Annotated in this window: 21 protein-coding genes and 1 tRNA gene; 5 read left to right on the top strand and 17 right to left on the bottom strand. The window is 58.2% G+C overall.

Translation table 11 applies throughout. The features are described from left to right. The first annotated feature begins 32 nt into the window (after nt 1-32). Entirely contained in the window at nt 33-782 is a 750-nt protein-coding gene (gene fnr / locus ABNF92_RS06120) for a fumarate/nitrate reduction transcriptional regulator Fnr (protein WP_349343733.1), read from the top strand. 24 nt (nt 783-806) lie between these two features. Here the strand turns inward: fnr and ABNF92_RS06125 are convergent, their stop codons facing one another. Next, entirely contained in the window at nt 807-1,688 is an 882-nt protein-coding gene (locus tag ABNF92_RS06125; protein WP_069184040.1) for a sugar nucleotide-binding protein, read from the bottom strand. Between the two features lie 149 nt (nt 1,689-1,837). Here ABNF92_RS06125 and ABNF92_RS06130 point away from each other — a divergent pair, with 149 nt between their 5' ends. Further along, the gene (locus tag ABNF92_RS06130) at nt 1,838-2,194 is read left to right on the top strand and encodes a hypothetical protein (RefSeq protein WP_136629773.1); all 357 of its coding nucleotides are present in this window, start codon (nt 1,838-1,840) and stop codon (nt 2,192-2,194) included. A 17-nt stretch (nt 2,195-2,211) separates the two neighbouring features. Here ABNF92_RS06130 and alr read toward each other — a convergent pair whose 3' ends face one another. The 8 genes from alr to rnr all read right to left on the bottom strand — a co-directional run bounded on the left by alr (nt 2,212) and on the right by rnr (nt 10,536). Then, on the bottom strand, nt 2,212-3,288 hold the full coding sequence (gene alr, locus ABNF92_RS06135) for an alanine racemase (RefSeq protein ID WP_349343734.1): 1,077 nt from the start codon (nt 3,286-3,288) through the stop codon (nt 2,212-2,214). Next, entirely contained in the window at nt 3,288-4,694 is a 1,407-nt protein-coding gene (dnaB, locus tag ABNF92_RS06140) for a replicative DNA helicase (RefSeq protein ID WP_041644976.1), read from the bottom strand. The genes alr and dnaB overlap by 1 nt, the downstream gene beginning before the upstream one ends. Nucleotides 4,695-4,927: 233 nt before the next feature. After that, complete coding sequence (gene rplI / locus ABNF92_RS06145; RefSeq protein WP_064227062.1) at nt 4,928-5,374, bottom strand: 50S ribosomal protein L9; 447 nt, start codon at nt 5,372-5,374, stop codon at nt 4,928-4,930. Between the two features lie 20 nt (nt 5,375-5,394). Next, nucleotides 5,395-6,261: a hypothetical protein gene (locus ABNF92_RS06150; protein WP_349343735.1), complete on the bottom strand. Its 867-nt coding sequence runs from the start codon at nt 6,259-6,261 to the stop codon at nt 5,395-5,397. Between the two features lie 26 nt (nt 6,262-6,287). Next, a complete protein-coding gene (rpsR, locus tag ABNF92_RS06155; RefSeq protein ID WP_007154918.1) occupies nt 6,288-6,518 on the bottom strand; it encodes a 30S ribosomal protein S18 in 231 nt (76 codons plus the stop codon). 25 nt (nt 6,519-6,543) lie between these two features. Further along, a complete protein-coding gene (gene rpsF, locus ABNF92_RS06160) occupies nt 6,544-6,960 on the bottom strand; it encodes a 30S ribosomal protein S6 (RefSeq protein ID WP_069184037.1) in 417 nt (138 codons plus the stop codon). A 246-nt stretch (nt 6,961-7,206) separates the two neighbouring features. Beyond that, on the bottom strand, nt 7,207-7,944 hold the full coding sequence (gene rlmB / locus ABNF92_RS06165; RefSeq protein ID WP_349343736.1) for a 23S rRNA (guanosine(2251)-2'-O)-methyltransferase RlmB: 738 nt from the start codon (nt 7,942-7,944) through the stop codon (nt 7,207-7,209). A gap of 15 nt (nt 7,945-7,959) precedes the next feature. Further along, entirely contained in the window at nt 7,960-10,536 is a 2,577-nt protein-coding gene (gene rnr / locus ABNF92_RS06170; protein ID WP_349343737.1) for a ribonuclease R, read from the bottom strand. Nucleotides 10,537-10,788: 252 nt separating this feature from the next. Between rnr and ABNF92_RS06175 the strand changes: the two genes are divergently transcribed. Continuing rightward, nucleotides 10,789-10,875: transfer RNA gene (locus tag ABNF92_RS06175), tRNA-Leu, on the top strand. Between the two features lie 113 nt (nt 10,876-10,988). On the opposite strand, the gene ABNF92_RS06180 is transcribed toward ABNF92_RS06175, so the two are convergent. The 5 genes from ABNF92_RS06180 to mpl all read right to left on the bottom strand — a co-directional run bounded on the left by ABNF92_RS06180 (nt 10,989) and on the right by mpl (nt 18,163). Beyond that, nucleotides 10,989-12,872 carry a hypothetical protein gene (locus ABNF92_RS06180; protein ID WP_349343738.1) on the bottom strand — a complete coding sequence of 628 codons (1,884 nt, stop codon included), beginning with the start codon at nt 12,870-12,872 and terminating at the stop codon, nt 10,989-10,991. Nucleotides 12,873-12,987: 115 nt separating this feature from the next. Beyond that, entirely contained in the window at nt 12,988-14,730 is a 1,743-nt protein-coding gene (locus ABNF92_RS06185; protein WP_349343739.1) for a protein adenylyltransferase SelO family protein, read from the bottom strand. A gap of 82 nt (nt 14,731-14,812) precedes the next feature. Then, nucleotides 14,813-15,952, bottom strand: coding sequence for an acyl-CoA dehydrogenase family protein (locus ABNF92_RS06190; protein ID WP_069183950.1), 1,140 nt, complete (start codon nt 15,950-15,952; stop codon nt 14,813-14,815). 122 nt (nt 15,953-16,074) lie between these two features. Continuing rightward, nucleotides 16,075-16,722: a flavin prenyltransferase UbiX gene (locus tag ABNF92_RS06195; RefSeq protein WP_349343740.1), complete on the bottom strand. Its 648-nt coding sequence runs from the start codon at nt 16,720-16,722 to the stop codon at nt 16,075-16,077. 46 nt (nt 16,723-16,768) lie between these two features. Next, nucleotides 16,769-18,163 carry a UDP-N-acetylmuramate:L-alanyl-gamma-D-glutamyl-meso-diaminopimelate ligase gene (gene mpl / locus ABNF92_RS06200; protein ID WP_349343741.1) on the bottom strand — a complete coding sequence of 465 codons (1,395 nt, stop codon included), beginning with the start codon at nt 18,161-18,163 and terminating at the stop codon, nt 16,769-16,771. A 155-nt stretch (nt 18,164-18,318) separates the two neighbouring features. Between mpl and ABNF92_RS06205 the strand changes: the two genes are divergently transcribed. Then, nucleotides 18,319-19,581: a 6-phosphofructokinase gene (locus tag ABNF92_RS06205; RefSeq protein ID WP_069183953.1), complete on the top strand. Its 1,263-nt coding sequence runs from the start codon at nt 18,319-18,321 to the stop codon at nt 19,579-19,581. 85 nt (nt 19,582-19,666) lie between these two features. On the opposite strand, the gene ABNF92_RS06210 is transcribed toward ABNF92_RS06205, so the two are convergent. Then, the gene (locus tag ABNF92_RS06210) at nt 19,667-19,921 is read right to left on the bottom strand and encodes a GrxA family glutaredoxin (protein ID WP_064227053.1); all 255 of its coding nucleotides are present in this window, start codon (nt 19,919-19,921) and stop codon (nt 19,667-19,669) included. Nucleotides 19,922-20,039: 118 nt separating this feature from the next. Next, the gene (locus tag ABNF92_RS06215) at nt 20,040-22,166 is read right to left on the bottom strand and encodes a methyl-accepting chemotaxis protein (RefSeq protein ID WP_349343742.1); all 2,127 of its coding nucleotides are present in this window, start codon (nt 22,164-22,166) and stop codon (nt 20,040-20,042) included. 60 nt (nt 22,167-22,226) lie between these two features. Between ABNF92_RS06215 and ABNF92_RS06220 the strand changes: the two genes are divergently transcribed. Continuing rightward, nucleotides 22,227-22,670, top strand: a complete 444-nt coding sequence (locus ABNF92_RS06220) for a YqaA family protein (RefSeq protein WP_064227051.1) — start codon at nt 22,227-22,229, stop codon at nt 22,668-22,670. Here the strand turns inward: ABNF92_RS06220 and ABNF92_RS06225 are convergent. Further along, nucleotides 22,610-24,055, bottom strand: coding sequence for an AarF/ABC1/UbiB kinase family protein (locus ABNF92_RS06225; RefSeq protein ID WP_069183955.1), 1,446 nt, complete (start codon nt 24,053-24,055; stop codon nt 22,610-22,612). The genes ABNF92_RS06220 and ABNF92_RS06225 overlap by 61 nt on opposite strands. Nucleotides 24,056-24,182 lie beyond the last annotated feature (127 nt).

Raw genomic sequence — 24,182 nt, forward strand, 5'->3', positions numbered from 1 at the left:
TGATATGGATCAAATCGGACGGATCATCACGTATGGCTCAAGCAATTCCGTTTCGTCAGGCTTCTCCCCTCAAGGCCTCTTGCCACCAGTGCAGCCTGAGCAATCTTTGCCTTCCCCTGGCAGTTGAAGAGAACGACCTTGATCGGCTGGAAGACATTGTCCAGCAGGGGCGAATCTTCAACCGCGGCGAACATATCTTTGACCAGAGCACGCCCTACCGCGCGTGCTTTGCGGTGAAAAGTGGTTCCATCAAGACGTCGATTATCACCGAGAGTGGCGAAGAACAGGTAACCGGCTTTTTCATGCCCGGTGAACTGGTGGGTCTGGACAGCATTGGCAGTGAGAACTATGCGTGCACCGCCAAGGCTCTGGAGCGGACCAGCATCTGCGAGTTTCCGATCGACAAACTGGAGGAGCTCACTGGCAAGCTGCCGGAACTGCAGCATCACATGTATCACCTGATGAGCCAGGAGATCCAGAACAGTCACCAGTTGGCCATGCTGCTAAGCAAGAATACCGCCGAAGAGCGCATTGCCGCACTGCTGTTATCGCTGTCCAGCCGCTTCCAGCGCCGACGCATGTCTCCGACCAACTTCAGTCTGCCCATGGCACGTAACGACATCGCCAACTTCCTGGGACTGGCTGTCGAAACCGTGAGCCGGGTCTTCACGCGTTTCCAGAATCAGGGGCTCATCAAGGCCAGGGGCCGGGAAGTCGAACTCATGGATATCGAAGGCCTGCAGATGGTCAGCCGGGAATTTTCTCGCCAGTGCAATAACTGAGAAGCTGCTTTGTGTCCGTCGGTTTCATGAACCGGCGGGCTCGCTCTCCACTTCCCTCCCGTTATTCTTTTTCAACATGGCCAGCTCATCCACCAGGCCCGAACGCCATGGCATCTGTTTGATCCCGAATGTGTTTCGGATCTTGGTGCAGATCAGCGTGGTATTCACCGGTTCAAGATGCCCCCACTCCGGCACCTCATCCACGACCCGAATACCTTCCGGGATCCCTGGAAGGCCGGCGATTGCCAGGCCGAGCTCGTAGAGATTGATTTCCTCGGCGCCGGCGTACTGATAGGTGCCCCACACTTCGGCCCCACAATCAAGCTGAAGAACCACCGCCTCGATCACCCGGGCCAAATCCCGAACCGCCACAGGCTGGCCACGGCACCGCCCAGGTAATGACAGCACCTCACCGGCAGCAGTGCTGGCCTGAACCTTTCGTATAAATCGCGCCAGGCTCCAGCCGGTTCGCAGGATAATGTGTCTCGGCAGCAGGGTGCGCAAAGCCTGCTCGCACTCCCATTGCCAGTTCCCCAATTCGTTCACCGGCTGCCCGGGGTTAGAGGTGATATATCCACTCTGCTTACGGCCATCGAATACGTAACAGGAGGAAAGCTGTAGCAGCGCCATACCGCGATCACGGGCAAACTCCGCCATGGCCAGGGGTAGCGAAAACGCAGCCATGTGGACGCCCTCTGGGTCTTTCTCGGCGACCTCGGGATCGGCCATCCAGAGTGCGTTAACAATCAGATCGGTATCCTCGGGAATCCAGTTCTCCAGTGCATCAAGGTCGGCATTGGAGGGGTCACTGACAAGCAATGGGCTGACGTGCAGGTGCGTAGCCCGCAAACGCTCCAGCAGAACCTTCCCCAAAGGGCCGTAATCGTGGACAACAAGTACATGCACGAGGATTCAATGCCTCCTGGTATCACTTATGTGACGGTATTTCGGAACCGGTCTGGCCAATGGCTTCTGGATTCCGGCGCCTACACTGATGCAGTCTGAACTTAATGCTTTGCTATTTCTTTCAAGAGCATACAACAACAGGAACTTTCATGCTGAAACAACAGAGCCACATTGTGGCGCCGATCCCCGACGAGTTGCGAACCCGGGCCCTATACACCGTCGGCGAACTGCGCGAGCGGGGCAAGGCCGACAAGGAGGCCATCGACAAGCTCTTCAACCTGATTGTGGACATGACCGAAGAAGGTCTGGACTTCTTTTTCCTGGAGCCGCTTCGCCGCCTCCATGCCAGCAACATGATGATGGGCATGGCCAAAATGGGCATCAGCAGCATGCTCAAGGGCAGCAAGATGGTCGTACACAAGGTGCTCAAAAAGCTGGACGACCGCAGCCTCGCTGCCATCCTCGACTTTATCGAGGAAATCATTCACGAACCGGAAGCGGGCTGACGAGGCGCTCTTGAATGCTACCGGTATTGCCGCGGTACCCGCCCGGTGATGCCGGTCATCAACTCGTAGGAGATGGTGCCGGCACAGGTCGCCACCTCATCAACACCAACTGTGCGCCCCCAGAGTTCGACAGTGTCGCCCTCCTTCGAATCCGGAGCATTGGTGAGATCAACCGCCAGCATATCCATGGATACCCGACCGATGAGCCGGATCCGCTGTCCATTGATCGCCGCCGGTGTGTTGGTGCCCGCATGCCGGGGATAACCATCGCCATAACCAATGGCCACCATACCCATCCGGGTGTCCCGATCGGCGACCCAGCCGGCTCCGTACCCAACAGACTTTCCCGCTGGCACCAGTCGGGTGCTGATCAACGGTGCCTCCAGCGACATCACCGGTTCCAGACCAAGCTCCGGGCCGGTTTTGCCAACCATTGGCGAACCGCCATACAGCATGATGCCCGGTCGGCTCCAGTCAAACATCGGCTGGCCCGGATGAAAGTGGGCGGCCGAATTGGCCACACTCTTCATCAGCCCGGGAAACGCAGAGGTAGCCTTCTCAAACACCGATGTCTGCTGCGCCGTCATGGCACTATCCGGATCGTCGGCACAGGCGAAGTGGGTCACAAAGCCCAGCAGTCCCTTCTCCGCACTCATGGCCTGGAGTCGGCTCATAACTCCGGCCAGCTCGTCCGGATGAAAGCCCAGACGGTTCATGCCGCTGTTCACTTTCAGCCAGAACGCCGGTCGTGCTTCAAGGCGCTCCAGCCACGACAGTTGCTGGAAACTGTGGAAAACCGGCTCAAACCTTTGCCGGGCGCACTCATCAATATCCGCTTCGGCGTGCACTCCCTGCAGCAGGGCTACCGGCTGTGTCAGGCCCGTTTCCCGTATGGCCGCCGCCTCTTCGATGCACGCCACCGCAAACTTCGGGGCCAGGCTATCCAGGGCCGAGGCCACCGGCCCTATGCCGTGGCCATAGCCGTCGGCCTTGACCACGGCCATCACCTGCGCCCCGCCGGCCCGATTCAGGGCTGTAAGGTAGTTCCTGCGAAGGGCGTCGAGATCAATCCGGGCAACAGTGCTGCGGGGCATCAATACTCCCCGCCATAATCGCTGTAATCGCCGTGGGCCAGGTCCTCGAATTTGGTGTACTTGCCGATAAAGGCCAGGCGGATAGTGCCGATGGGGCCGTTCCGCTGCTTGCCAATGATGATCTCGGCAATTCCCTTGTCCGGGGTGTCTTCGTTATAGACCTCATCCCGGTATACAAACATGATGACGTCGGCGTCCTGCTCGATGGCGCCCGATTCCCGAAGATCCGAGTTAACCGGGCGCTTGTTGGGCCGCTGCTCAAGACTCCGGTTGAGCTGGGACAGCGCCACCACCGGGCAGCTAAGCTCTTTGGCAATGCCCTTCAGGGACCGCGAGATTTCCGAAATCTCGGCCGTCCGGCCTTCGGTGTTGCCGGGGACCCGCATCAACTGCAGGTAGTCGACCATGATCAGGCCTATCTTGCCGTCGTTTTCCCGGGCAATGCGTCGGGCCCGGGAGCGCATTTCCGTGGGACTCAGACCCGGCGTATCGTCGATATAAAGAGGTTTGTCCTTGAGCAGACTCACCGCCGACGTCAGCCGGGGCCAGTCGTCCTCTTCCAACTTACCGCCACGGACCTTGGTCTGATCAATGCGCCCGAGCGACGAGAGCATCCGCATGGCAAGGGCATCCGCCGGCATTTCCATACTGAACACCAGCACCGGCGTTCCGGTGCTGATCAGGGCATTCTCCACGATGTTCATGGCAAAAGTCGTCTTACCCATGGAGGGACGACCCGCCACAATGATCAGATCCGAGGGCTGCATGCCCGAGGTCTGTTCGTCCAGATCCTTGAAGCCCGTCGTCAGTCCGGTGGTCTGCTCGCCAGACTCAAACAATTCCTCGATACGGCTGAGGGTCTTGGCCAGTATGGGGTTGATTGCCTGCGGCCCGGAACCTTCCTTGACCCTCGCTTCAGCAATCTGGAAGACGCTTCGCTCGGCCTCGTCGAGAATTTCATTACTGTTCCTGCCGAGCGGGTTGAAAGCCGAATCGGAAATCTTGCCGGACACTTCCACCAGCTGTCGCAGAATGGACCGCTCGCGGACAATATCCGCGTAGGCACGGATGTTTGCCGCGCCCGGAGTTTTCTCAGCCAATTCCGCCAGATAGGACAAGCCACCGGCATCCTCAATATCGCCGGCGCGCTCCAGGAATTCCGCCAGGGTAACAACATCCAGTGGCTCGCTCTCACTGGCAAGACGCTCCACGGCGCCAAAAATCAGGCGGTGGTCCTGCCGATAGAAATCGGCGGCCGAAATCACTTCCGAGATCTCGTCGAACCGGCGGTTATCCAGCATCAGGCCGCCCAATACCGCCTGCTCTGCTTCCACAGAGTGGGGAGGCACCTTGATACGGCTGGTTTCGAGATCAGTACTCGCGGGCTTCAGATTGGGCTTGGCCATGAACACATCTTCAGTTGCACATCACAACCACGACAGTTTAAGCGACCTGTCGCAGCAATGGGAGAGGGTTACAGGGACTTAACAGCATACCAGAAAGCAACAGGCCCGAAAGCCGCGAGATGCGGTTCGGGCCTGTCAGGTTGGCCAGCGCTGGACCTTATACAGAGACAGCGAGGGCCACCAGCGTATTACCAGAGCCGGGCAACCCCGACGCCGTTTTCAGGGAAAACGGCTTACTCGGCAACGACCGCCAGCTTGACCGTAACTTCAACGTCGGAGTGCAGCTGAAGCTCGATCTCGTACTCGCCAGTCACCCGGATCGGGCCTTCCGGCAGACGAACTTCGCTCTTCTCGACTTCGGTACCACCGGCAGTGATCGCGTCAGCAATGTCGCGGACACCGATAGAGCCGAACAGCTTGCCTTCTTCACCGGCCTTGGAGCTGATGGTGAAAGCAGCACCCTCGAGGGCCTCGGCGCGGGCCTGGGCAGCAGACAGCTTCTCAGCAGCCGCTTTCTCAAGCTCGGCACGACGCTCTTCGAACGCTTTCAGATTTGCTTCGGTGGCAGGTACAGCCTTGCCATAAGGAAGCAGGAAATTACGACCGTAACCGGCCTTAACCTTCACCTTGTCACCCAGTGAGCCAAGGTTTGCAACTTTCTCGAGCAGAATAACTTCCATCTCGTTAACCTCTTCGTGCTTTATTCAGCCGGCCCGGCAGGGCTTATACGCCTCCGGATATCCAGCCAGCTATCCACAAAAGCCAGAACCACTAACAGAATCATCAGACTTGGGCCCAGAAGGATCAGCGCTACATAGAACATCGCCAACCAGTTCCCACTGAGCTTTTTCAAACCAACAACGCCGTGCACCAGCGCCAGGCTGGCCAGAAACAGCGGCGTTCCCGCGGCCCAGGCCAGCAGCATGGAATTCAGCCCGAGGAACGGACCGACTACCATGGTCACCGCGCACAACACCGCAATAGGCGGTGATAGCCTCAGGCCATGGAATTCCTTGCGGAATCCACCGGGGTTATAAAGCCCCGCTTGCCAGGCCCGCGCCAGCATGGTCATGCCTACACCCGTTGCCAGGTAAGTGCCCGCCATGCTCGCATTCATCGTGTCCCGGATCACCCTGTCGAGGTCATCGCCCAGACTCTGCGCAATTTCGGCATTGTACTGTTGGTAAAAACTCACCCCGGCCTGGACCAGATCATCCAGCAGCCCCGGGTACACCACAGGCAACATCAGGCCCGTGACGATTGCGAGAAAACTTCCCGCAAGCAGAGCTTTTTCCCAGGACAGCGTTGTCCTGATCAATGACGCCATAAGCATCACCTGAAGCAACACAGCCAGAGCGGTCGGGTCCTGCCCGAAAATGCTCCAGCCAAGCGCCGGAAGTAATGCCCAGAGCCCAATATTGAGCCCCTGACTGATGCCAAGCCTGAGAATTACCAGGCCAACAACGGCTGCGCCAATCCAGAACAACAAGGGTACGGCAGTTGTGACTGCTGCTACCCCACCGGCCTGGAGGGGACCGCGCATTACATACTGTGCAAGTGCACGCATGGTCCCAAGTCCTGTGTTTCTGTTACTTAGTTATCGTGGCTGTCCGAGTACGGCAGCAGTGCCAGGTAGCGGGCACGCTTGATAGCGGTAGCCAGCTGACGCTGATAACGTGCTTTGGTGCCGGTGATGCGGCTGGGCACGATTTTGCCGGTTTCAGTGATGTAGCCTTTCAGGGTGTCCAGATCTTTGTAATCGATCTCCTTGACACCCTCTGCCGTGAAGCGGCAGAACTTACGACGTCTGAAAAAACGAGCCATAACTTAACTCCTCAACTCCGGTTAATTACTCTTCTTCGTCCTGGGTTTCAGCACGCTGACGTGGCTCGTCAGACTCGGCTGAACGACGCGGGCGATCATCGCCGCCACGACGGTCTTCACGGGACTCGGAAGCTTTCATCGGGGACAGTTCTGTATCCGCACCATCGCGGCGCAGGATCATGTCGCGGATGATTGCATCGTTGAAACGGAAGTTGTGAGTCAGCTCGTCCATTGCGGCCTGTGAACATTCAACGTTCATCAGTACGTAGTGAGCCTTGTGAATCTTGTTGATCGGGTATGCCAGGTGACGACGGCCCCAATCTTCCAGGCGATGCACCTTGCCGCCATCTTCAGTGATGACGCCGGTATAACGCTCGATCATCGCGGGCACCTGCTCGCTCTGATCCGGATGTACCATAAAAACGATTTCGTAGTGACGCATGAGTTCTCCCTACGGTTTAAACAGCTTCCTTTTTCCCGGCACGGATCTGAACCCGCGACCGACAAACATGAAAGCAAGGAGTTGACAGCATTCTGCTGCCGGTTTCTTTTTGCTTTATCAATAAGGCTTTACAAGAAAGGCTTGATCAAAAGCTTGGCTTCGGATTGCCGGTATTCAGACAATACAAAACCACCCCTTAAAAAAGGGGTCACGTATTCTAGGCGGGGAAGCCCTTGTGTGCAAGGGTTAACCAAGCCGTTGGCGCAGGGCTTCGTATAGGCAAACACCCGTAGCCACGGACACGTTAAGGCTGTCGACATGGCCGAGCATAGGGATATTGATCAGCTGGTCACAGTGCTCCCGGGTCAGTCGGCGCATCCCTTTGCCTTCGGCCCCCATCACCAGCGCCACCGGGCCCTTGAAATCGGCCTGGTATAGCGTTGCCTTTGCCTCACCGGCAGTACCGATCAGCCAAACACCCTGATCCTGCAAACTGCGCAGAAAACGTGCGAGATTGGTGACCCGTACAAAGGGCACCGTCTCGGCAGCACCACAGGCAACCTTGCGGGCAACCGGAGTCAGCGAAGCGGACTTGTCCTTGGGAACAATGACCGCCTGAACACCCACAGCATCGGCGGTGCGCATGCAGGCGCCAAGATTATGGGGATCGGTCACACCATCAAGCACAAGCAGGAAAGGCGGCTTGTCACTGCCGGCCAACTGCGCCAGCAGATCGTCTTCGGTCCATTCCCGGCTTTCACTTACGGCCGCGACAATACCCTGGTGAACACCGGACACCCGCTCGTCGAGCTCTCTGCGATGCACAACCTTCCATCGCACACCCAGGCTATCCAGGGTATCGGTAATACTCTTGACCCGCTTATCCTGCCTGCCGGTCTGGATCCAGACCTGCTGCAGACGCCCAGGCTCGCGTTTGAGGACAGCCTCAACCGCGTGCCAGCCAAACACAAATTCTCCGGACACTGATTCTGCTTCCTGTTACTTGCCTGATTTGCGCGGCTTGCCTTTCTTGTCGCCTTTGCCAGCGCCGCTGCCCTTCTTGCCTTTTTTCAGGGCGAGCTTCGCAGCCTTCGCAACCAGCTCATCCCTGGCAGAAGGCGTTTCATTATCATCGAAGGCCTCAGGCCCCTTTTTCTTCGATGACGTCGACGCCGGGCGCCTCCTCGGGCGCTTCAGGCCAGGTTCGCCGGATGATGCACTCTTTCGTGCAGGCTTGGCTTTGCCCGGCGGTTTGCCGCCTTTGCCGGAGTTACGCCTGGCCTTTCCTCGCTCGCCTTTATCAGGAACCGCAAGCGCGTCGCGATCAGCCTGTCGGTGGACCGGTTCGCTGATCAGCTCCAGGTCGATCTTGCGGTCCTCCATTCCAACCCGAACGACCTTCACACGGACCTCATCCCCGAGCCGGAAACTCATTGCTGTGCGCTCACCGATGAGGCGATGCTTGGCTGAATCGTGATGGAAGAAGTCACCGCTTAGCGTCGACACGTGCACCAGACCTTCTATGTAGACGCCAGAAAGCTCCACAAAGAAACCGAAGGGCACGACGGAGGCAATGACGCCATCGTACTCCTCACCGACATGATCACTGAGGTACTCACACTTCAGCCAGGCCATGACATCCCGGGTGGCATCATCGGCACGGCGTTCCGCCATTGAAGTATGCTCACCCAGTTGCTCCATCCGGGCCATATCATAGGGGTACTCGGCGAGCTCGGGATCCGGTTTGGGAGGCGGAACCACATCCTTGGAAGGCTTCCCTCCGTGAATAACCGACTTGATGGCCCGGTGATTGATCAGGTCCGGATAACGTCGGATTGGCGACGTGAAGTGAGCATAACCCGCATAACCAAGGCCAAAATGGCCGCCCTCTTCAGGGCTGTAAACGGCCTGGCTGAGTGAACGCAGCATCACCGTCTGGATAACATTGGCATCCGAGCGGTCCTTGATACTGTTCAGAAGCTCTTGGTAGTCCGCAGACGTGGGGTTATCACCGCCGCCCAGTTGCAGACCCAGCTCACCCAGGAACAGACGAACCGCATTGAGCCGCTCTTCTGACGGGCCATCATGCACCCGATACAGGGCAGGCAGTTTGTGTTTTTTCAGGAATCGCGCTGTAGCAACGTTCGCACACAGCATGCACTCCTCGATGATCTTGTGGGCATCGTTACGCTGTACCGGCACGATCTCTTCTATCTTCCGGTCGGCGTCGAACACGATCTTGGTTTCGGTGGTTTCGAAATCAATTGCACCACGCTCGGTACGCGCCTTGCGCAACAACTGGTAGAGACCATAAAGATTGTGCAACTGCGGGAGCACGTTGGCGTATTGCTCGCACAGCTTATAGCCCTGCTCGGTGTCCGGATGCTCCAGCATGGTACTTACCTTGTTGTAGGTAAGCCGCGCATGACTGAACATGACCGCCTGATAAAAGTTGTAGCTGCTGATGTTACCGGCGGCGCTAATGGTCATATCGGCCACCATGCAGAGGCGATCGACGCCAGGATTCAACGAGCAAAGGCCATTGGACAGCTTTTCTGGCAGCATTGGCACAACGTGGTCGGGGAAATAAACCGACGTACTGCGGTTTAACGCCTCTTCATCCAGTGGGGAACCGGGCCGGACGTAGTGGGACACGTCGGCAATCGCAACGATCAGGCGATAGCCACCACGAGGCCTTGGCTCGCAATAGACAGCATCGTCGAAGTCCCGGGCCGTTTCGTCATCGATGGTTACCAGCCTGAGATTTCGGATGTCCTTCCGATTAGCCTTGTCTTTCTCAGTGACCTCTTCCGGAATCTGTGCCGTCTGCTCACCGACAGCGGGCGGCCAGCTGTGGGGAATGTCATAGGAACGGATGGCAACGTCAATTTCCATCCCTGGTGCCATGTGTTCGCCAAGCACCTCAACAACCTTGCCCAGTGGCTGAGTGCGCACGGTGGGCTGGCGAACTATGTCCACCACAACATACTGGCCGTGGCGGGCATTGCCGCAATTCTCCTGGGGAATCAGTACTTCGTGATTGATCCGCGCGTTTTCAGGAACAACGAAGTTGATACCACTTTCCTGGAAAAAGCGTCCCACCGTCTGGCTGGTCCGGTATTCCAGAACTTCAACGATCACACCTTCGCGCCGGCCTCGATCATCAACCCGATCAACCCGAGCGGCCACCCGATCCCCATGAAACACCTGACGCATCTGTCGGGCAGTTAGAAACAGATCGGAGCCCCCGTCATCCGGCACCAGAAAGCCGAAGCCATCTTTGTGCCCAATCACCCGCCCCGTCACCAGGTCGGCTTCCTCAATGGGAAGATAGGCGCCACGCCGGTTACAAATCAACTGCCCGTCCCGACACATGGCAATCAATCGCCGACGAAGGGCTTCAATGCCCTCCTCTGACGACTGACCAAGTTCTGAACACAGTGTTTCGTGGGTTGCGGGAGCGCCACGCTCTTTGAGATGCGCGAGGATAAATTCCCGGCTTTGAATAGGATTTTCGTATTTCTGGGCCTCACGGCTGGCGTGAGGATCCCGGTCGTTTTTCTTCCTGGAAACCATTCGGATCCTTGTTAAGAGGCTGTACCAACGCGGCACAGTTCAGATTCGTTTGCAATGGAGTATAACGTTGGGACGGAGCTCCTGCCTATCAACCTGCAAGGAATAGGCACAAATACCTGCCATTCTTTTTGCGAAAAAATGTTTGACAGCCTCGGCGGGAATTATTAAAGTACGCGCCATCGGTTGAGGGACACACCTCAACGCTGGCAGAAACGTTTAGTTTTCAACAAGCTAAGCTTCTGCAAATCACCTGCCGAGGTGGTGAAATTGGTAGACACGCTAGCTTCAGGTGCTAGTGGGGGCAACCCCGTGGAGGTTCAAGTCCTCTCCTCGGCACCATTTCCTCCCTCAGGAAATGGCAAGACAGCCAACCGGCGAAGTCGTTAATTTCCTCAAATAGCATCCGATCCGCGCAGTCTTCTTGCCAGAAGCCAGGTTGCCACTGATCGCGTCTATTCCAGCAGCCCCACCAGATACTCAGACAACCTCTGGTAACCAAACTCTACCTTCGCATAAGCTGAATTGGGCACACCCTCAAACTCGCGGCCGCATTCTCCGGACGAATTGTAGTTTTTCAGATAGGCATCGCGGATAAGATTCGGTTGTTCTGCAACAAAGCCTGGCCCGTCTGCTGGCGGATAGTTTATCGCCCACTCGAAACTGTCATCGCCAGTCACCCGGGGCAGCTGTAGAAGATCCGGATCCAGAAATCCATAGCGCAACAGCCGGAGATTCGGTTGTTCGGGCCCCGAAAACTCCCGTCGATCAAATTCAAGCACCGGATCGGTGAAACCCGCAGGCTGGGGATCATAGCCGGAAAACTGGTACGCCTGAACGCCTGTCACGACCTGACTTGCGTCGACAGCATCCTGCTGTGGAGCGCAGCTGTCTATACCCGCCGAAAAGGTTACGGCCTCCACCTCAACGCCCTGCTCTGAAATCCGGTATCCGGGAAAAACGGACGAGGAATTGTCGGTTTCCGGAACCAGCGTGCGCCTTGCGCCACCGCTGGTCTCAGCAACCAGTTCCACCAGATCGCCGCTGTCCGTCGTCCAGCTGTAGGTGACCTCTGGAGGGCCGCCCAATTCCGTTGAATCCGCTGCAATTCCCCTGTGTTCATGACAGGTGGTGCTGGTCTCGAAGTGAATGCGGCGATTGCCCCAATCGAAAACCAGCCGCTCATCCGTGCCCTCTTCGTCGAAATTCAGACGGCTTTGCTCCGAAAGCGCGGCGGAGGGCAACCACTGGGTTTCCAGGTCCGCCATGTAGCCGTTAACACCGATCAGTCGTGCCAGCTCCGGCATGGAGGGTGACAGGCAGCCGTTCGCGGAGACGGATAGCAGGCGCCCGCTCTCACTGTAAGCGAATGCCAGCTCGGCGGAGATCTGCAGGCCGGAGCGGTTGGCAGGCAGGCTGTCCTGATTGGAGGGCTCGGCGTATACCTTCTGGCTGGTCAGCAGCACCGGGTCGCTCAATTCCACATCCACTTCGGGGAGCACCAGGGCGTCCACATCGACATTGGCAAAATCACCCTGGGCGACATCATCAACCACCGCGATCACATCCGCAGCGTTCTGCACCAGCGATACGCCCAATAGAAACGCCGCTTCCCTGCTCAGGAATCGCTCCGTGCCGTCACTGTCTCCGGCCGCCAGCAGGTCGTTGTAGGCAGAGGGAATCTGGCTGGCCATGAACCTTGCCAGTGCCCGGGCATAGGCATGTGAGCGCTCGTCCTGGGCGAGGATATAGTCCCGCACCAGATTCAGGTCCGCCAGGCTCGCTGCCGCGCCGGAAGGTGTTTGCAGGAAGGCACCAAGGCCGACGATGCCCCGGTAACGGGCCAGCGTGGTTAATGGCGTGATATTGCGGACACCCGGAGGCGCCGACATCAGGTAGGCACTGACCACCGGAACTTCCCCGTTGCGCGTTTCCTCAAGGGTTTTACCCGGAAGGGCTACGGCATGCAGCGCATAATCCCGTGGATCAAGATCCGGCCCCACTGAAGGATCCAGGACCAGTTCCGAAATATCCATCGCGAAACGACCGCCGGCACCACTCATGGCGGTGGGCTCCCCCGAGGCAAGAGTAACCTCCCTGCCATTATCCAGCTCGATAACCAGAGGCCCCGGGGTGAACTGACTGTCCCCATCCATGTCGAGCCAGACCCGGGCGTTCTTCAGGTAGCCGTCGATGACCTTACCCGTGTAAGGCGCAGGTTCGCTGTATTCCACGCCATCGAAATCCCGCCCGCCCACGGGCAACTGGTCGGATTCCTCACCGCAACCGGCGAGGATGAGGGAGACAGCAGTAACAGGCAGACCAATCAGGCGTTTCATCGCGGCAACCGTTTATCCTTGTTAGAGGTTGTGCCGCTACTTTAGGGGATGTGGTGGCTGTAGACCTTGATAGGTTTGGCAATTTGTAAAGTTTGGTAACCAGGCGGGGCTTCAGTCACGACGAGCAGCTGTAGTGTGAAACCCCACCCAGATTGAACAACTCCGACGGCTTCAGCCGGTAGTATTGCGCCTCAACAGCATTCGACTGCTCTGCGTAGGGTTGCGTCAAAATACCCTGCAAAGCACGCAGGGGCTGGTAATCGCCCTCTGCTGCTCGCTGATAGGCAGGAACCACAAACCACTCACGCATGGTGTATTTGGGGTTCACCAGCTTCATGTTCCGGGATAGCTCCTCACGGAATTGGGAGCTGCCAGTAGAGCCATCGATCCCAATCTGCGATTTCCATCTGGCAAACCACTCTGACCAGCGGTTGAGTAGCCCTTCCGGATCGGCCGCTGCTGACTCATCCAATGATCTGTAGAAGCTGTTTTTGAGGGGTTCGATGTCTTCGGGTAGGGAGGAAAGCTCCCGGAAGAACATCGTATAATCCACTGGGGTCCGGGTCATCAGCGTAATCAGTTCCCTGAAGAGTTCGGCGTCAAAAGTGCCAAGGCCCAGCTTCGCTGCCCACATCATTTCCAGCTCAGCCTGCATTACCTTGGCAAATCCAGCGTGAATCTCCTGGAGTTGCGCCTGTTCGTTCTCGTGATCTGCCAGCAGCGGCTGAAGGGCCGAACAGAAACTCTTGAAGTTCCGTTCCGCCGCTGCGGGTTGGTTAAGGAAAGAGAAGTGCTGCCCGCCACCGGTCCAGGGCTGGTAGAACGGCTCGAATAGTTCGCAGAAGCCAAAAGGCCCGTAATCCAGCGTGAAACCGCCAGCGGCGCAATTGTCGCTGTTGAAATTGCCCTGGCAGTAACCAACCCGGATCCAGTTCGCCACCAGCGAGGCAAGGCGGCCGCGAAACTCCCGCGCGAGCATCACGATTTTTGTGGGCGTATCGAGGGACTGGTCAATAACGCCGTGGTACTCCCGATCAATCAGGTGCAGCACCAGCTGTTCGAGTTCTTCATGGGCGCGGGGGTGCTCCTGCTTTCGAGCCCTGCGCCCGAAAAGTTCCAGCTGGCCCACCCGAATGAAGGACGGGGCGACACGTGTGGAGATGGCAACCGGCTCCGAAATGAGCTGGTCCGGATCCAGGGAATGGGAGCCCGGAGAGTACCAGGGGCGCCGCACTCTCTCTGTTTTCGAAGCGTAGAGACTCAGCGACCGGGAGGTGGGCACACCCAATGCGTGCATGTGCTCCTGGGCCAGGAATTCACGAACGCTGGAACGCAGGACCGCACGGCCATCACCACCACGGCAATACGGCGTCTGTCCGCCCCCCTTGAGCTGCATTTCCCAACGCTGATCATTCAGAACAGCTTCCAGCACCGAAATGGCACGACCGTCGCCATAACCGTTACCGGTCTGGAACGGGCACTGCTGGGTGTATTCGGTGCCGTAGATGGAAAGGGCATAGCCACAGGCCCAGCCAACATTGCTCATGGGCGCCGGCACCTGTGTGAGGTCTCCGGAGAACATCCGGATAAAGTCGTCGGACTGGGCCAGGCTGTCGGCAAAACCCAGTTCGCGGAACAAATCCTCACTGTGGGCAACGTATTCAGGGGTTTCGATGGGCGTGGGCCTGACCGGGACATAATGCCCCGAAAAGACCTGCCTTGGCCGGTGATCAACACCATCGGACGTGGCATCCGGATCGCAGATCAGACTATCCATGAGCGAATAGTCAGCCATCGGTGCAAGTTCTTCGAGGTTGCTCACATCGAAACGGGTTTCTCGCCCCAACGGCTTGTTCATCTGTGCCTCTCTTGATCAAAGGAACCGGGCAGCGCCAGCACTGCCCTTCGTTGCCCTTATGACCAGCCCATATGGCGAGGGTTCAGAATGAGCGGGCAACGATTTCCTTCATGATTTCATTGGTGCCGGCGTAGATCCGCTGCACCCGCGAGTCTGCCCAGGCCCGTGCGATCGGATACTCCCACATGTAGCCGTAGCCCCCGTGAAGCTGCACGCACTCATCCATTACCTTGCACTGCAGGTCTGTAGTGAGCTGCTTGAGCATCGCCGCGGTGGGGATGTCGAGCTTCTTGTCAAGATGCAGCTCCAGGCACCGATCGGTGAACACCCGGGCAGCGGTAATTTCCGCCTTCATTTCCGCCATCTTGAAGCGGGTATTCTGAAACGCAATCACCGGTTTCCCGAAGGCGTTACGCTCCTTGACGTAATCCAGGGTCCACTGCCAGGCGGCTTCAGCGGCGGCAACAGCCCCCAGCGCCACCTGCAGGCGCTCGGCCGCCAGCTCCTGCATGAGCTGGAAAAAGCCCTGGCCTTCGCCCGGACCTATCAGATTCTTCTCAGGTACTTTTACGTCCTGGAAGAAAAGCTCGGAGGTGTCCTGGGCCTTCATACCCACCTTGTTCAGGTTCTGGCCTTTCTCAAACCCTTCCCAGGCGGTCTCCACCATGAACAGGCTGATACCCTTGGCGCCTTCCTTCGGGTCGGTCTTGGCGACCACAATAACCACATCGGCAAGCTGACCGTTTGTAATAAAGGTTTTCGAACCGTTCAGAACGTAATGATCGCCGTTCTTGACCGCCGTGGTTTTCACACCCTGCAGATCCGAGCCGGCCCCCGGCTCGGTCATGGCGATGGCGCCAATCATTTCACCACTGGCCAGTTTGGGCAGATAATGATTTTTCAGCTCGTCCGAGCCGTAGTTGAGCACGTAAGGCGCAACAATGTCAGAGTGCAGGCCCCAGCCTATCCCCGTCAAGCCGGCCCTGGCGACCTCTTCGATCAACACCGCGCTGTACCGGAAGTCCGCGCCTACACCGCCAAACTCCTCCGGCAGGCAGGGACACAGAAAACCCAGCTCGCCGGCCTTCTGCCAGAGTTCGCGGCTGACCTGGCCGTCTTTCTCCCACTGATCATGGTAAGGCGCAGCCTCCTGCTCCAGAAACTTGCGGACAGAATCGCGGAAGCCTTCAAGGTCGGCGTCGAAGAGAGTACGTGGAATCATGGTGAACCTCGGTGAATGACCTGTGTTGTGATTGTCGTTCACCAAGTCTCTGCCCGGAGCCCGGTTTGCTCAATGATGAAAAGCATCAATCGGGCTGACCAAAACCATCGCCCGGAGCAGGGTCAGCCCTTGCGCTTGTCCTGGGCTCGGGCTTCGCCCCACCGGGGCATGAGATCCTGGGGCAGATTCAGATGATCAAGGATTCGGGCAACAATAAAGTCCACCAGGTCCTCGACTGCCTGGGGTTTGTGGTAGAAGCCGGGGCTCGCCGGCATGATGACCGCACCCATGCGGGTCAGTTTCAGCATGTTCTCCAGATGCACCTCAGAGAATGGCGCCTCCCGGGGTACCAGAATCAGCGGGCGACGTTCCTTCAGGGCCACATCGCCGGCCCGCTCGATCAGATTGTTGCTGGCTCCGGTTGCCAGAGCCGAGAGCGTGCCGGTGCTGCAGGGGCAAACCACCAGCGGCGCTTTTTCCCCGGAGCCGGAGGCCGGCGGTGCAAACCAGTCTTCCCGGCCAAACACCAGAACCTGGCCCGGCTCCGCGCCGGCATAGGCAGACAGGGTTTCCTGCATTGCCGGCGGGGTTCCCGGCAGCTTAAGGTCGGTTTCCGTGGCGATCACCACCTGCGCAGCGCGGCTGACCATCACATTCACCCTGCAACCCGCTGACACGAGGCACTGCAGCAGGCGCAGGCCATACTGGGCGCCCGAGGCGCCTGTGAAGGCCAGGTTGACGGTTGACGGCCGGTTCTGGTCGTTGCTCATGGATGTCGCCACTTGTCAGTCAGGAAAAGTCACCGGCCACGCCGGATCAGCCACGAATACGCTCAAGCTCGGCAATGAGTTTACTGTGGATACCGCCAAAGCCACCGTTGCTCATGATCACAATGTGACAGGGGCTGGGCAGATCTTCCAGAGTACGTGCCAGCAAGTCTTCCACCGAGGCCTCTACCCTGTGCCTCTCGGAGCCAGCGTTGAGCGCCTGCCATCCGGCAATCAGTTCCGGCAGCCAGTCCATATTGTTCAGGTTGGCCCACAGAACCCGATCGGCGGTTTCTGCACTTGGCAGCAACGTCTGCTGGTGAACGCCCTGCTTCATAGTGTTCGAGCGCGGTTCAATCAACGCCAGGATAGGCTCCTCACCCACCTGATTACGCAAACCCTCAAGGGTGGTGGCAATGGCGGTCGGGTGATGGGCGAAGTCATCGTAGACCCGCACGCCGTCGATGTCTGCCAGCAACTCCATGCGCCGCTTGACGCCAGAGAACCGGCAAAGTGCCGCCACGGCATGATCGGGAGTGACACCCACGTGGCGGGCAGCAGCAATGGCAGACAGGGCATTTCGGACATTGTGCAGACCGGTCTGATCCCACTTCAGCGTTGCCACCGGCTGCTCGTGGTGAATAACCAGAAACCGGCTGCCATCCTCCGAGAGCAGCTCGGCGCGCCAATCCGACATGCGAGGAGTCTCGCTGCCAATGGCGGTGTCCTGGACCGGGCTCCAGCAGCCCAATTCCAGGGCATTATCCAGGTGGCGATCTACTGCGGGACGAATGATCAGGCCCTGGGAGGGGACAGTCCGAACCAGATGATGGAACTGTCGCTCAATCGCTTCGACGTTGTCGAAAATATCCGCGTGATCAAACTCCAGATTATTCAGGATCAGGGTGTGGGGACGGTAATGAACGAACTTGGAGCGCTTGTCGAAGAAGGCGCTGTCGTATTCATCCGCCTCGATCACAAAAAAATCGCTGTTGCCCAGCCGTGCCGAGACGGGAAAATCCCGGGGAACACCGCCCACCAGGTAACCCGGTTCGAACCCGGCCTGATCCAGGATCCAGAGCAGCATGGACGTGGTTGTGGTCTTGCCATGGGTACCGGCCACCGCCATCACCCAACGATGCCGAAGCACCTCGCGGCTCAGCCACTCGGGCCCGGACATGTAGTCAATGTTCCGGTTAAGCACCGCTTCGACTTCCGGATTGCCCCGGGACATGGCGTTACCGATCAGAACCAGATCCGGTTTGGGCTCAAGGTGATCCGCGCTGTAACCTTCCATCAGGCTGATACCCTGAGCCTCCAGCTGTGTGCTCATGGGCGGATAGACACCCTGATCAGAGCCAGTCACGGTGTGGCCAAGCTCCCGGGCAAGAACGGCCAGGCTGCCCATAAAGGTGCCACAGATTCCGAGTATATGAATGTGCATTCGGCAACTGTCCTCTGAGTTGAAACCCGACAAGCCTCCCGTATCCGCCCCACCCCGTCAAGAGCCATGCTATCCGCAATCCTGCTCATGAAAATTGCCGGCGATTGGCGTATCATCTGCGCCATTGTCGAACCAGCAGGAGGCTCCAGCCCGAGATGGCCATCAAGAACGCATTCTACGCTCAGTCCGGCGGTGTCACCGCCGTCATCAATGCCAGTGCCTGTGGCGTCATCCAGACTGCCCGCAAGCATCCGGACAAAATCGGCAAAGTGTTTGCCGGACGCAACGGCATTATCGGGGCGCTGAAGGAAGAACTGATTGATACCAGCCTCGAGAGCGACGATGACATCCAGGCACTGATTCATACCCCGGGCGGCGCTTTCGGCTCCTGTCGCCACAAGCTCAAGAACATTTCCGAAAACCGCCGCGAGTATGAGCGTCTGATTGAGGTATTCCGGGCTCACGACATTGGCTATTTCTTCTATAACGGCGGCGGGGATTCACAGGATACCGCCTACAAGGTCTCCCAGATCGCAGACAAGATGGGTTATCCCATTACCTGTATCGGCGTGCCCAAGACCGTGGACAACGATCTGCCGTTCACCGACTGCTGCCCGGGCTTCGGCTCGGTTGCCAAGTACATTGCCACGTCCACTTTGGAAGCCAGCCTCGACATCAAATCCATGTGCGAGACGTCCACCAAGGTGTTCATCCTGGAAGTGATGGGCCGTCATGCCGGCTGGATTGCCGCATCCGGCGGCCTGGCGGGACAGGGCGAGGGCGAGCCGCCCCACATCATTCTGTTCCCTGAAATTCCTTTCAATCGCGACGCTTTCCTGGCGCGCGTAGACCACTGTGTGAAGGAATACGGCTACTGTGTTGTCGTCGCCTCCGAAGGTGCCCAGTATGAAGATGGCCGCTTCCTGGCAGATGCCGGAGCCAAGGACGCGTTCGGCCACACCCAGCTCGGTGGTGTTGCCCCCGCCCTGGCCAACATGGTCAAGCAGGCCCTGGGCCACAAATACCACTGGGCCGTTGCCGACTACCTGCAACGCAGCGCCCGCCACATTGCCGCCGCTACCGACGTTGAACAGGCGTATGCGGTTGGCAAGGCAGCGGTGGAAATGGCCCTGGAAGGCAAACAGGCGCTGATGCCCACCATCGTGCGCGAGCAGGCAAAGCCGTACCGCTGGAAGATTGGCGAAGCGCCCCTCAGTGAGGTGGCAAACCAGGAAAAGAAGATGCCGATCCACTTCATCACCGATGATGGCTTTGGCATCACCCAGGATTGCCGGGACTACCTGGAGCCCCTCATTGCCGGAGAGAGCTTCCCGCCGTTCGATAATGGCCTGCCTCGGGTTGCCAGGCTCCAGAACACGCTGACCGAGAAGAAGCTGAAAACGGATTTTGAACTCTAGTCCACTGCAGGACTCAGCGAATAAAAAAGCCTGACAGTTTACGCTGTCAGGCTTTTTTGGTTGCTTGAAGAGTCATCGCTGTGTGCTAGCGAGCCAATTCCGCCTGATGGTCTCGAACATAGGCGTAGAACTGATCAAAACCTCCCACATACTGGCTCCCCACAAGAATCTGCGGCACTGTGTAAACTGGCCGGCCGATCCTGTCGGCAATATCCTGCTTACTCATACCCTTCTCGATCATATCGACCCACACATAGGGAATGTTTCTGGCCTCACACAGGTGCCTGGCCTGCACACAGAACCCACAACTTGAGCGGCCGTAAATCGTGACCTGCTCCATAAACACCTCCAAGATCTCTGGCGGTAAATTCCGGGATTAAAATCGTATGAGCGAATCATGACACGGCACCCGGTAATTGAAAATTGATGCTTTGAATCGCCGCCATAGTAGCGAGCCATCATGTTCTGAGCCGGCTGAGCTCACGCTCCAGAACCTGCACCTCGTGGTCCAGGGCCTGACCACTGCCCTTGACCCTGCCGGCAAGCTCCCGGAGATCGTTGGCCGCATCGCCGATATGAGTGAGGTTGCGGTTGATTTCCTCGCTCACCGAGCTCTGTTCTTCCGCCGCAGTGGCCACCTGGGTTACATGCTCCACGATGGTCCCGATCCGGTCGACTACCGTGGCCAGCGAATGGGCCGCTTCCTGGGTGCCATCAACCGCCGAGGTGGCGCGATCAACGCCGCTCTGTATCACCGAAACGGCACCGTTCACATCCTGCTTGAGGCCGTCGATCATGGTACTGATTTCATCGGTGGATTCCCGAGTGCGGGAGGCCAGCGTGCGGACCTCATCGGCAACCACGGCGAATCCGCGTCCCTGTTCGCCAGCCCTGGCGGCCTCGATGGCAGCGTTGAGGGCAAGAAGGTTGGTTTGCTCGGCGATGCCTCGGATGACATCCAGGATGCGATTGATATCCTCGCTGCGATTGGCCACCTGCCCGATTGCCGTACTGGCCTCGCCCATATCGTTGGCCACCGCGCTTACTCCATTCACCGCCGATGACAGCGTATCCTGGGTAAACCGGATGCCGTCCTGGGCCATCCGGGCGTTATCGGCCGCTTCGCCGGCAAACCCTGCCACCTCTCCTGCAGCGGCGGACATTTCGTTCATGGCGGTGACCACGCTGTCGATGTCCTGGTGCTGTCGACCTGTCTGTTCATCGGTCTCGACCGCAATGCTGCCTACATCCCCGGCCTGTTCGCGGACCTTTACATTCACGTCCTTCAGATCATTGATCATCTCTCTCAGACGCGCCAGGAAGGCATTGAACCCGCCGGCCAGCTCGATCAGTTCGGCGTGGGTGTCGATTTCCAGTTCACGGGTCAGGTCTCCTTCGGCGCTGGCCAGGTTCTTCATCCGATCCCGAATTTCATCCAGCGGGCGGGTCACCGAGCGCACCAGCAGCACCAGGGCCACAATGGCCAGGACAACCACACCGATACCCACAAGGCTCTGGCGAGTGGCGGTGGCGGCAACTTCGTCCGACAACAGGCCAGTAATTTCCGAAACGCTTGCCAGCGCGGCATCCCGGGGCAACTCGATCAGCAGCGACCACTCGGCATCCGGCAACCGGATCTCCACGGGATAGGCCACGGCCAGGGTCTGACCGTCATCAAAGGTGCCCTTACCCTGGTGCAGCCCTGCGAAGGTGCTGCCGTGATCGGGCACGGCTTCCTGCAGGGGCCGGCCAAGGTGCGACTCATAATGGCTGGAGGCCGCGATAAGCCCCTGTTCACTGATCAGCGTGACCCTGGACTGGCCTCCGAACAGCTCCTGACTGACACCGGCAATGGTTTTTTGCAGGGTCGAAAGATTGATATCGACACCCACCACACCGGCGAATGTTCCGTCATCCAGAATCGGAACCACCAGACTGGTCATCAGCTCGGAATAGCCCTCACTGATTTCATATTCGTAGGGCTCCATAATGCAAGGCGCTTTGGTGTCCCTCGAACAGAGATACCACTCGGCTTCCCTGATCCCGAATTCGTTGAGGTTATCCAGATACTTGGTGGAGGGGTCCTCTGTGCGGCTGAACTGGACCTGCCCGTCCGGCTCCCGGTAGTAGTAAATCTCCAGGGTGCCCTCGTCGCTGCTGTGCTCTTCAACACCACCGGTGAAATAGCGATCCTGGCCATCGTAGCCATCCGGTTCGAACTGGGCGTAGATCGAGCTCAGGCTTTTCTGCTCCTCCAGAACCGCGCCAACGGTCTCCTGAAGGGCTGACCGGCTGATACGCCCGGAGCTGTCGGCCTGAATATTGCGGATGATAACGTTGCGAACGACTTCCGGCGTGCGAAAAGCGGTCGCAAACTGGCCACTGACCAGCTCACCATATTTGCCGGCGGTTGCGCCGAGCTGATCCATCACAATACCCTGCACCGTATCCCGGGTTTCTGCCGTCAGTCTTTCTTCCATGTCGCCGAGGGATAACTGGGCCGTGACTACAATGCTGATGCCCATGATCAGGAGCAGTGACACAACGAGGGCATAGAGCTTGAAGCGCAGCGATAACTGTTTCATGGTAAGGCCGGACCTGCGGAATGTTGGAGGTTCGTTTCATCTTAAAGCACGGAGGGCACGGTGGCCTACCTGACGCTATTTCTGACCGCGTTCGCTGCCGCCACGCTGCTGCCTGCCTACTCGGAAGTCCTGCTTGGCACCCTGATAACCCAGGGCTACTCCTGGTGGTGGCTCTGGTTCTGGGCAACGCTGGGCAACACGCTGGGCTCGGTCGTTAATGGAGTTATCGGCCGGCAGGTGGATCGCTTTAAGCATAAGCGCTGGTTTCCGGTCAGCGAAATGCAGCTGCACAAGGCGCGGAACCGATTTAACCGTTATGGCCAGTGGTCACTGTTGATGGGCTGGCTGCCCCTGGGGGGTGACGCGCTGACCCTCGTTGGCGGGATCATGCGCGTGCCCTGGCTCAACTTTGTCATTCTGGTGGGGATTGGCAAGGGCGCCCGCTACGCCTTCGTGCTCTGGCTTGTTGCCGAGGCATCCGGCGCGTCATCACCCTCACCGTAGAGGTATTTCCTGAGCAGTGGCTCTCCGTTGAACTCGGAATTCAGCACCGCAACAAAGGTGTAGACCCCGATCAGTTTCCGGTTAAGGAAAACAAATTCCTTCGGAGGCACACGGAAATAGCGACTGATAGCCGATCGGGCGGCCTGTCTTGCTACCCGGGACGGCAACTCACTCTGCTTCCAGCGATATTCGCCGTGGCTGTTTACCGCATAATCCGGCCAGGCGTCCTTGTCACTGGATAGCGGCTCGAGCACCGACATACACACCTGGCCGAATTTCTCCAGCACTTCGTCGGGCCACTCGGTGCTCATGAAGCGCAACTTGACACCTCCATCAATCACCGCCTGCAGATCGTTCTCATAGGACGCCCTGATCATCTGGATAACCGGTTTGAGGAAGTCATCCGAGTAGGCCTGAACAGCCCCGAAATCAAGCAGGACTATGCGGTCGTAACCCGGGTCATCACCTTCTTCGCCAGCAATCCGGATGCGGTAGTTGCCGAAGTTCGGATCGGTCTGTATCTCACCCCAGACGAACAGCTCGCGGAAGAACAGCTCCAGGGCAGCCTTGCCCAGGGCGCTCCGACGCTCCAGAGGAAGGTCTTTTACCGCCTGGGAACTGACCGAATGGCCATGTTCGTAGGTCGAACAAATCACGTGCGCCGTTGAGAATTCCGGCAGCACCCTGGGTACGATGAACCTCGGATCCGAGGCCAGCATGGTGCGGAATTTCTCGGTGGTTTTCGCCTCCAGACGATAGTCCACTTCCCGGTGCATCATCTGCCGGACTTCTTCCAGCCAGTCATTGAATTCCGGGCCAAAACTGACCAACCTTGCCACCCGTAACAACTGGGCAACCGCATTCAAATCGCTATCAACCGCATCAGCAACGCCGGGGTACTGAACCTTCAGCACCAGCTCCAGGCCGTCGCTTTTGCGCCAGGCCCGGTGCACCTGCCCCAGCGAGGCAGCCCCAATGGGTTCGGGTTCCACATCCAGTTGAGCCAGGCGATCTGCTCCCAGCTCGTCTTTAAGAACGCGCTCAATGGCCGGCCATTCCAGTGACGTGGTCTGGTCTTCCAGGGTGTGAAGGGCTTCAGTGACTTCCTCGGGCAGGAAATGCTCGCCATACAGGGCCATGACCTGGCCGATCTTGACCACGCTACCCTTCAGTTGCCCCAGCTCATCCACCAGGAACCGCGCCTGGTTAGAGAGCATGGCGCGGTGCCGCTTCTCCCGGTTTTCCCGGCTGCTGAACCAGTTGGTTGCCATATGAGAAGCCATACGGGTACCCGCAAACAACCCGGCACGGGTCAGGCTCAACCTGCGCTCGAAACTGCCTGTCTTGATGCGGGAAACCGAATTTCCTGAACGTCTGGAAGACATAATGACCTGTTCGGATCAGAGAATTTCACCAAGTTTGGCGTCTAACGCCATTATACGGATAGTCAGGGAAGCTGACCTAACCGAGTCGACCGGCTATCTGCGGCCACGGGGCCAATGTGCCAACACC

The organism is Marinobacter sp. MMG032 (assembly GCF_040112695.1).
In the GTDB taxonomy this organism is placed as follows: domain Bacteria; phylum Pseudomonadota; class Gammaproteobacteria; order Pseudomonadales; family Oleiphilaceae; genus Marinobacter; species Marinobacter salsuginis.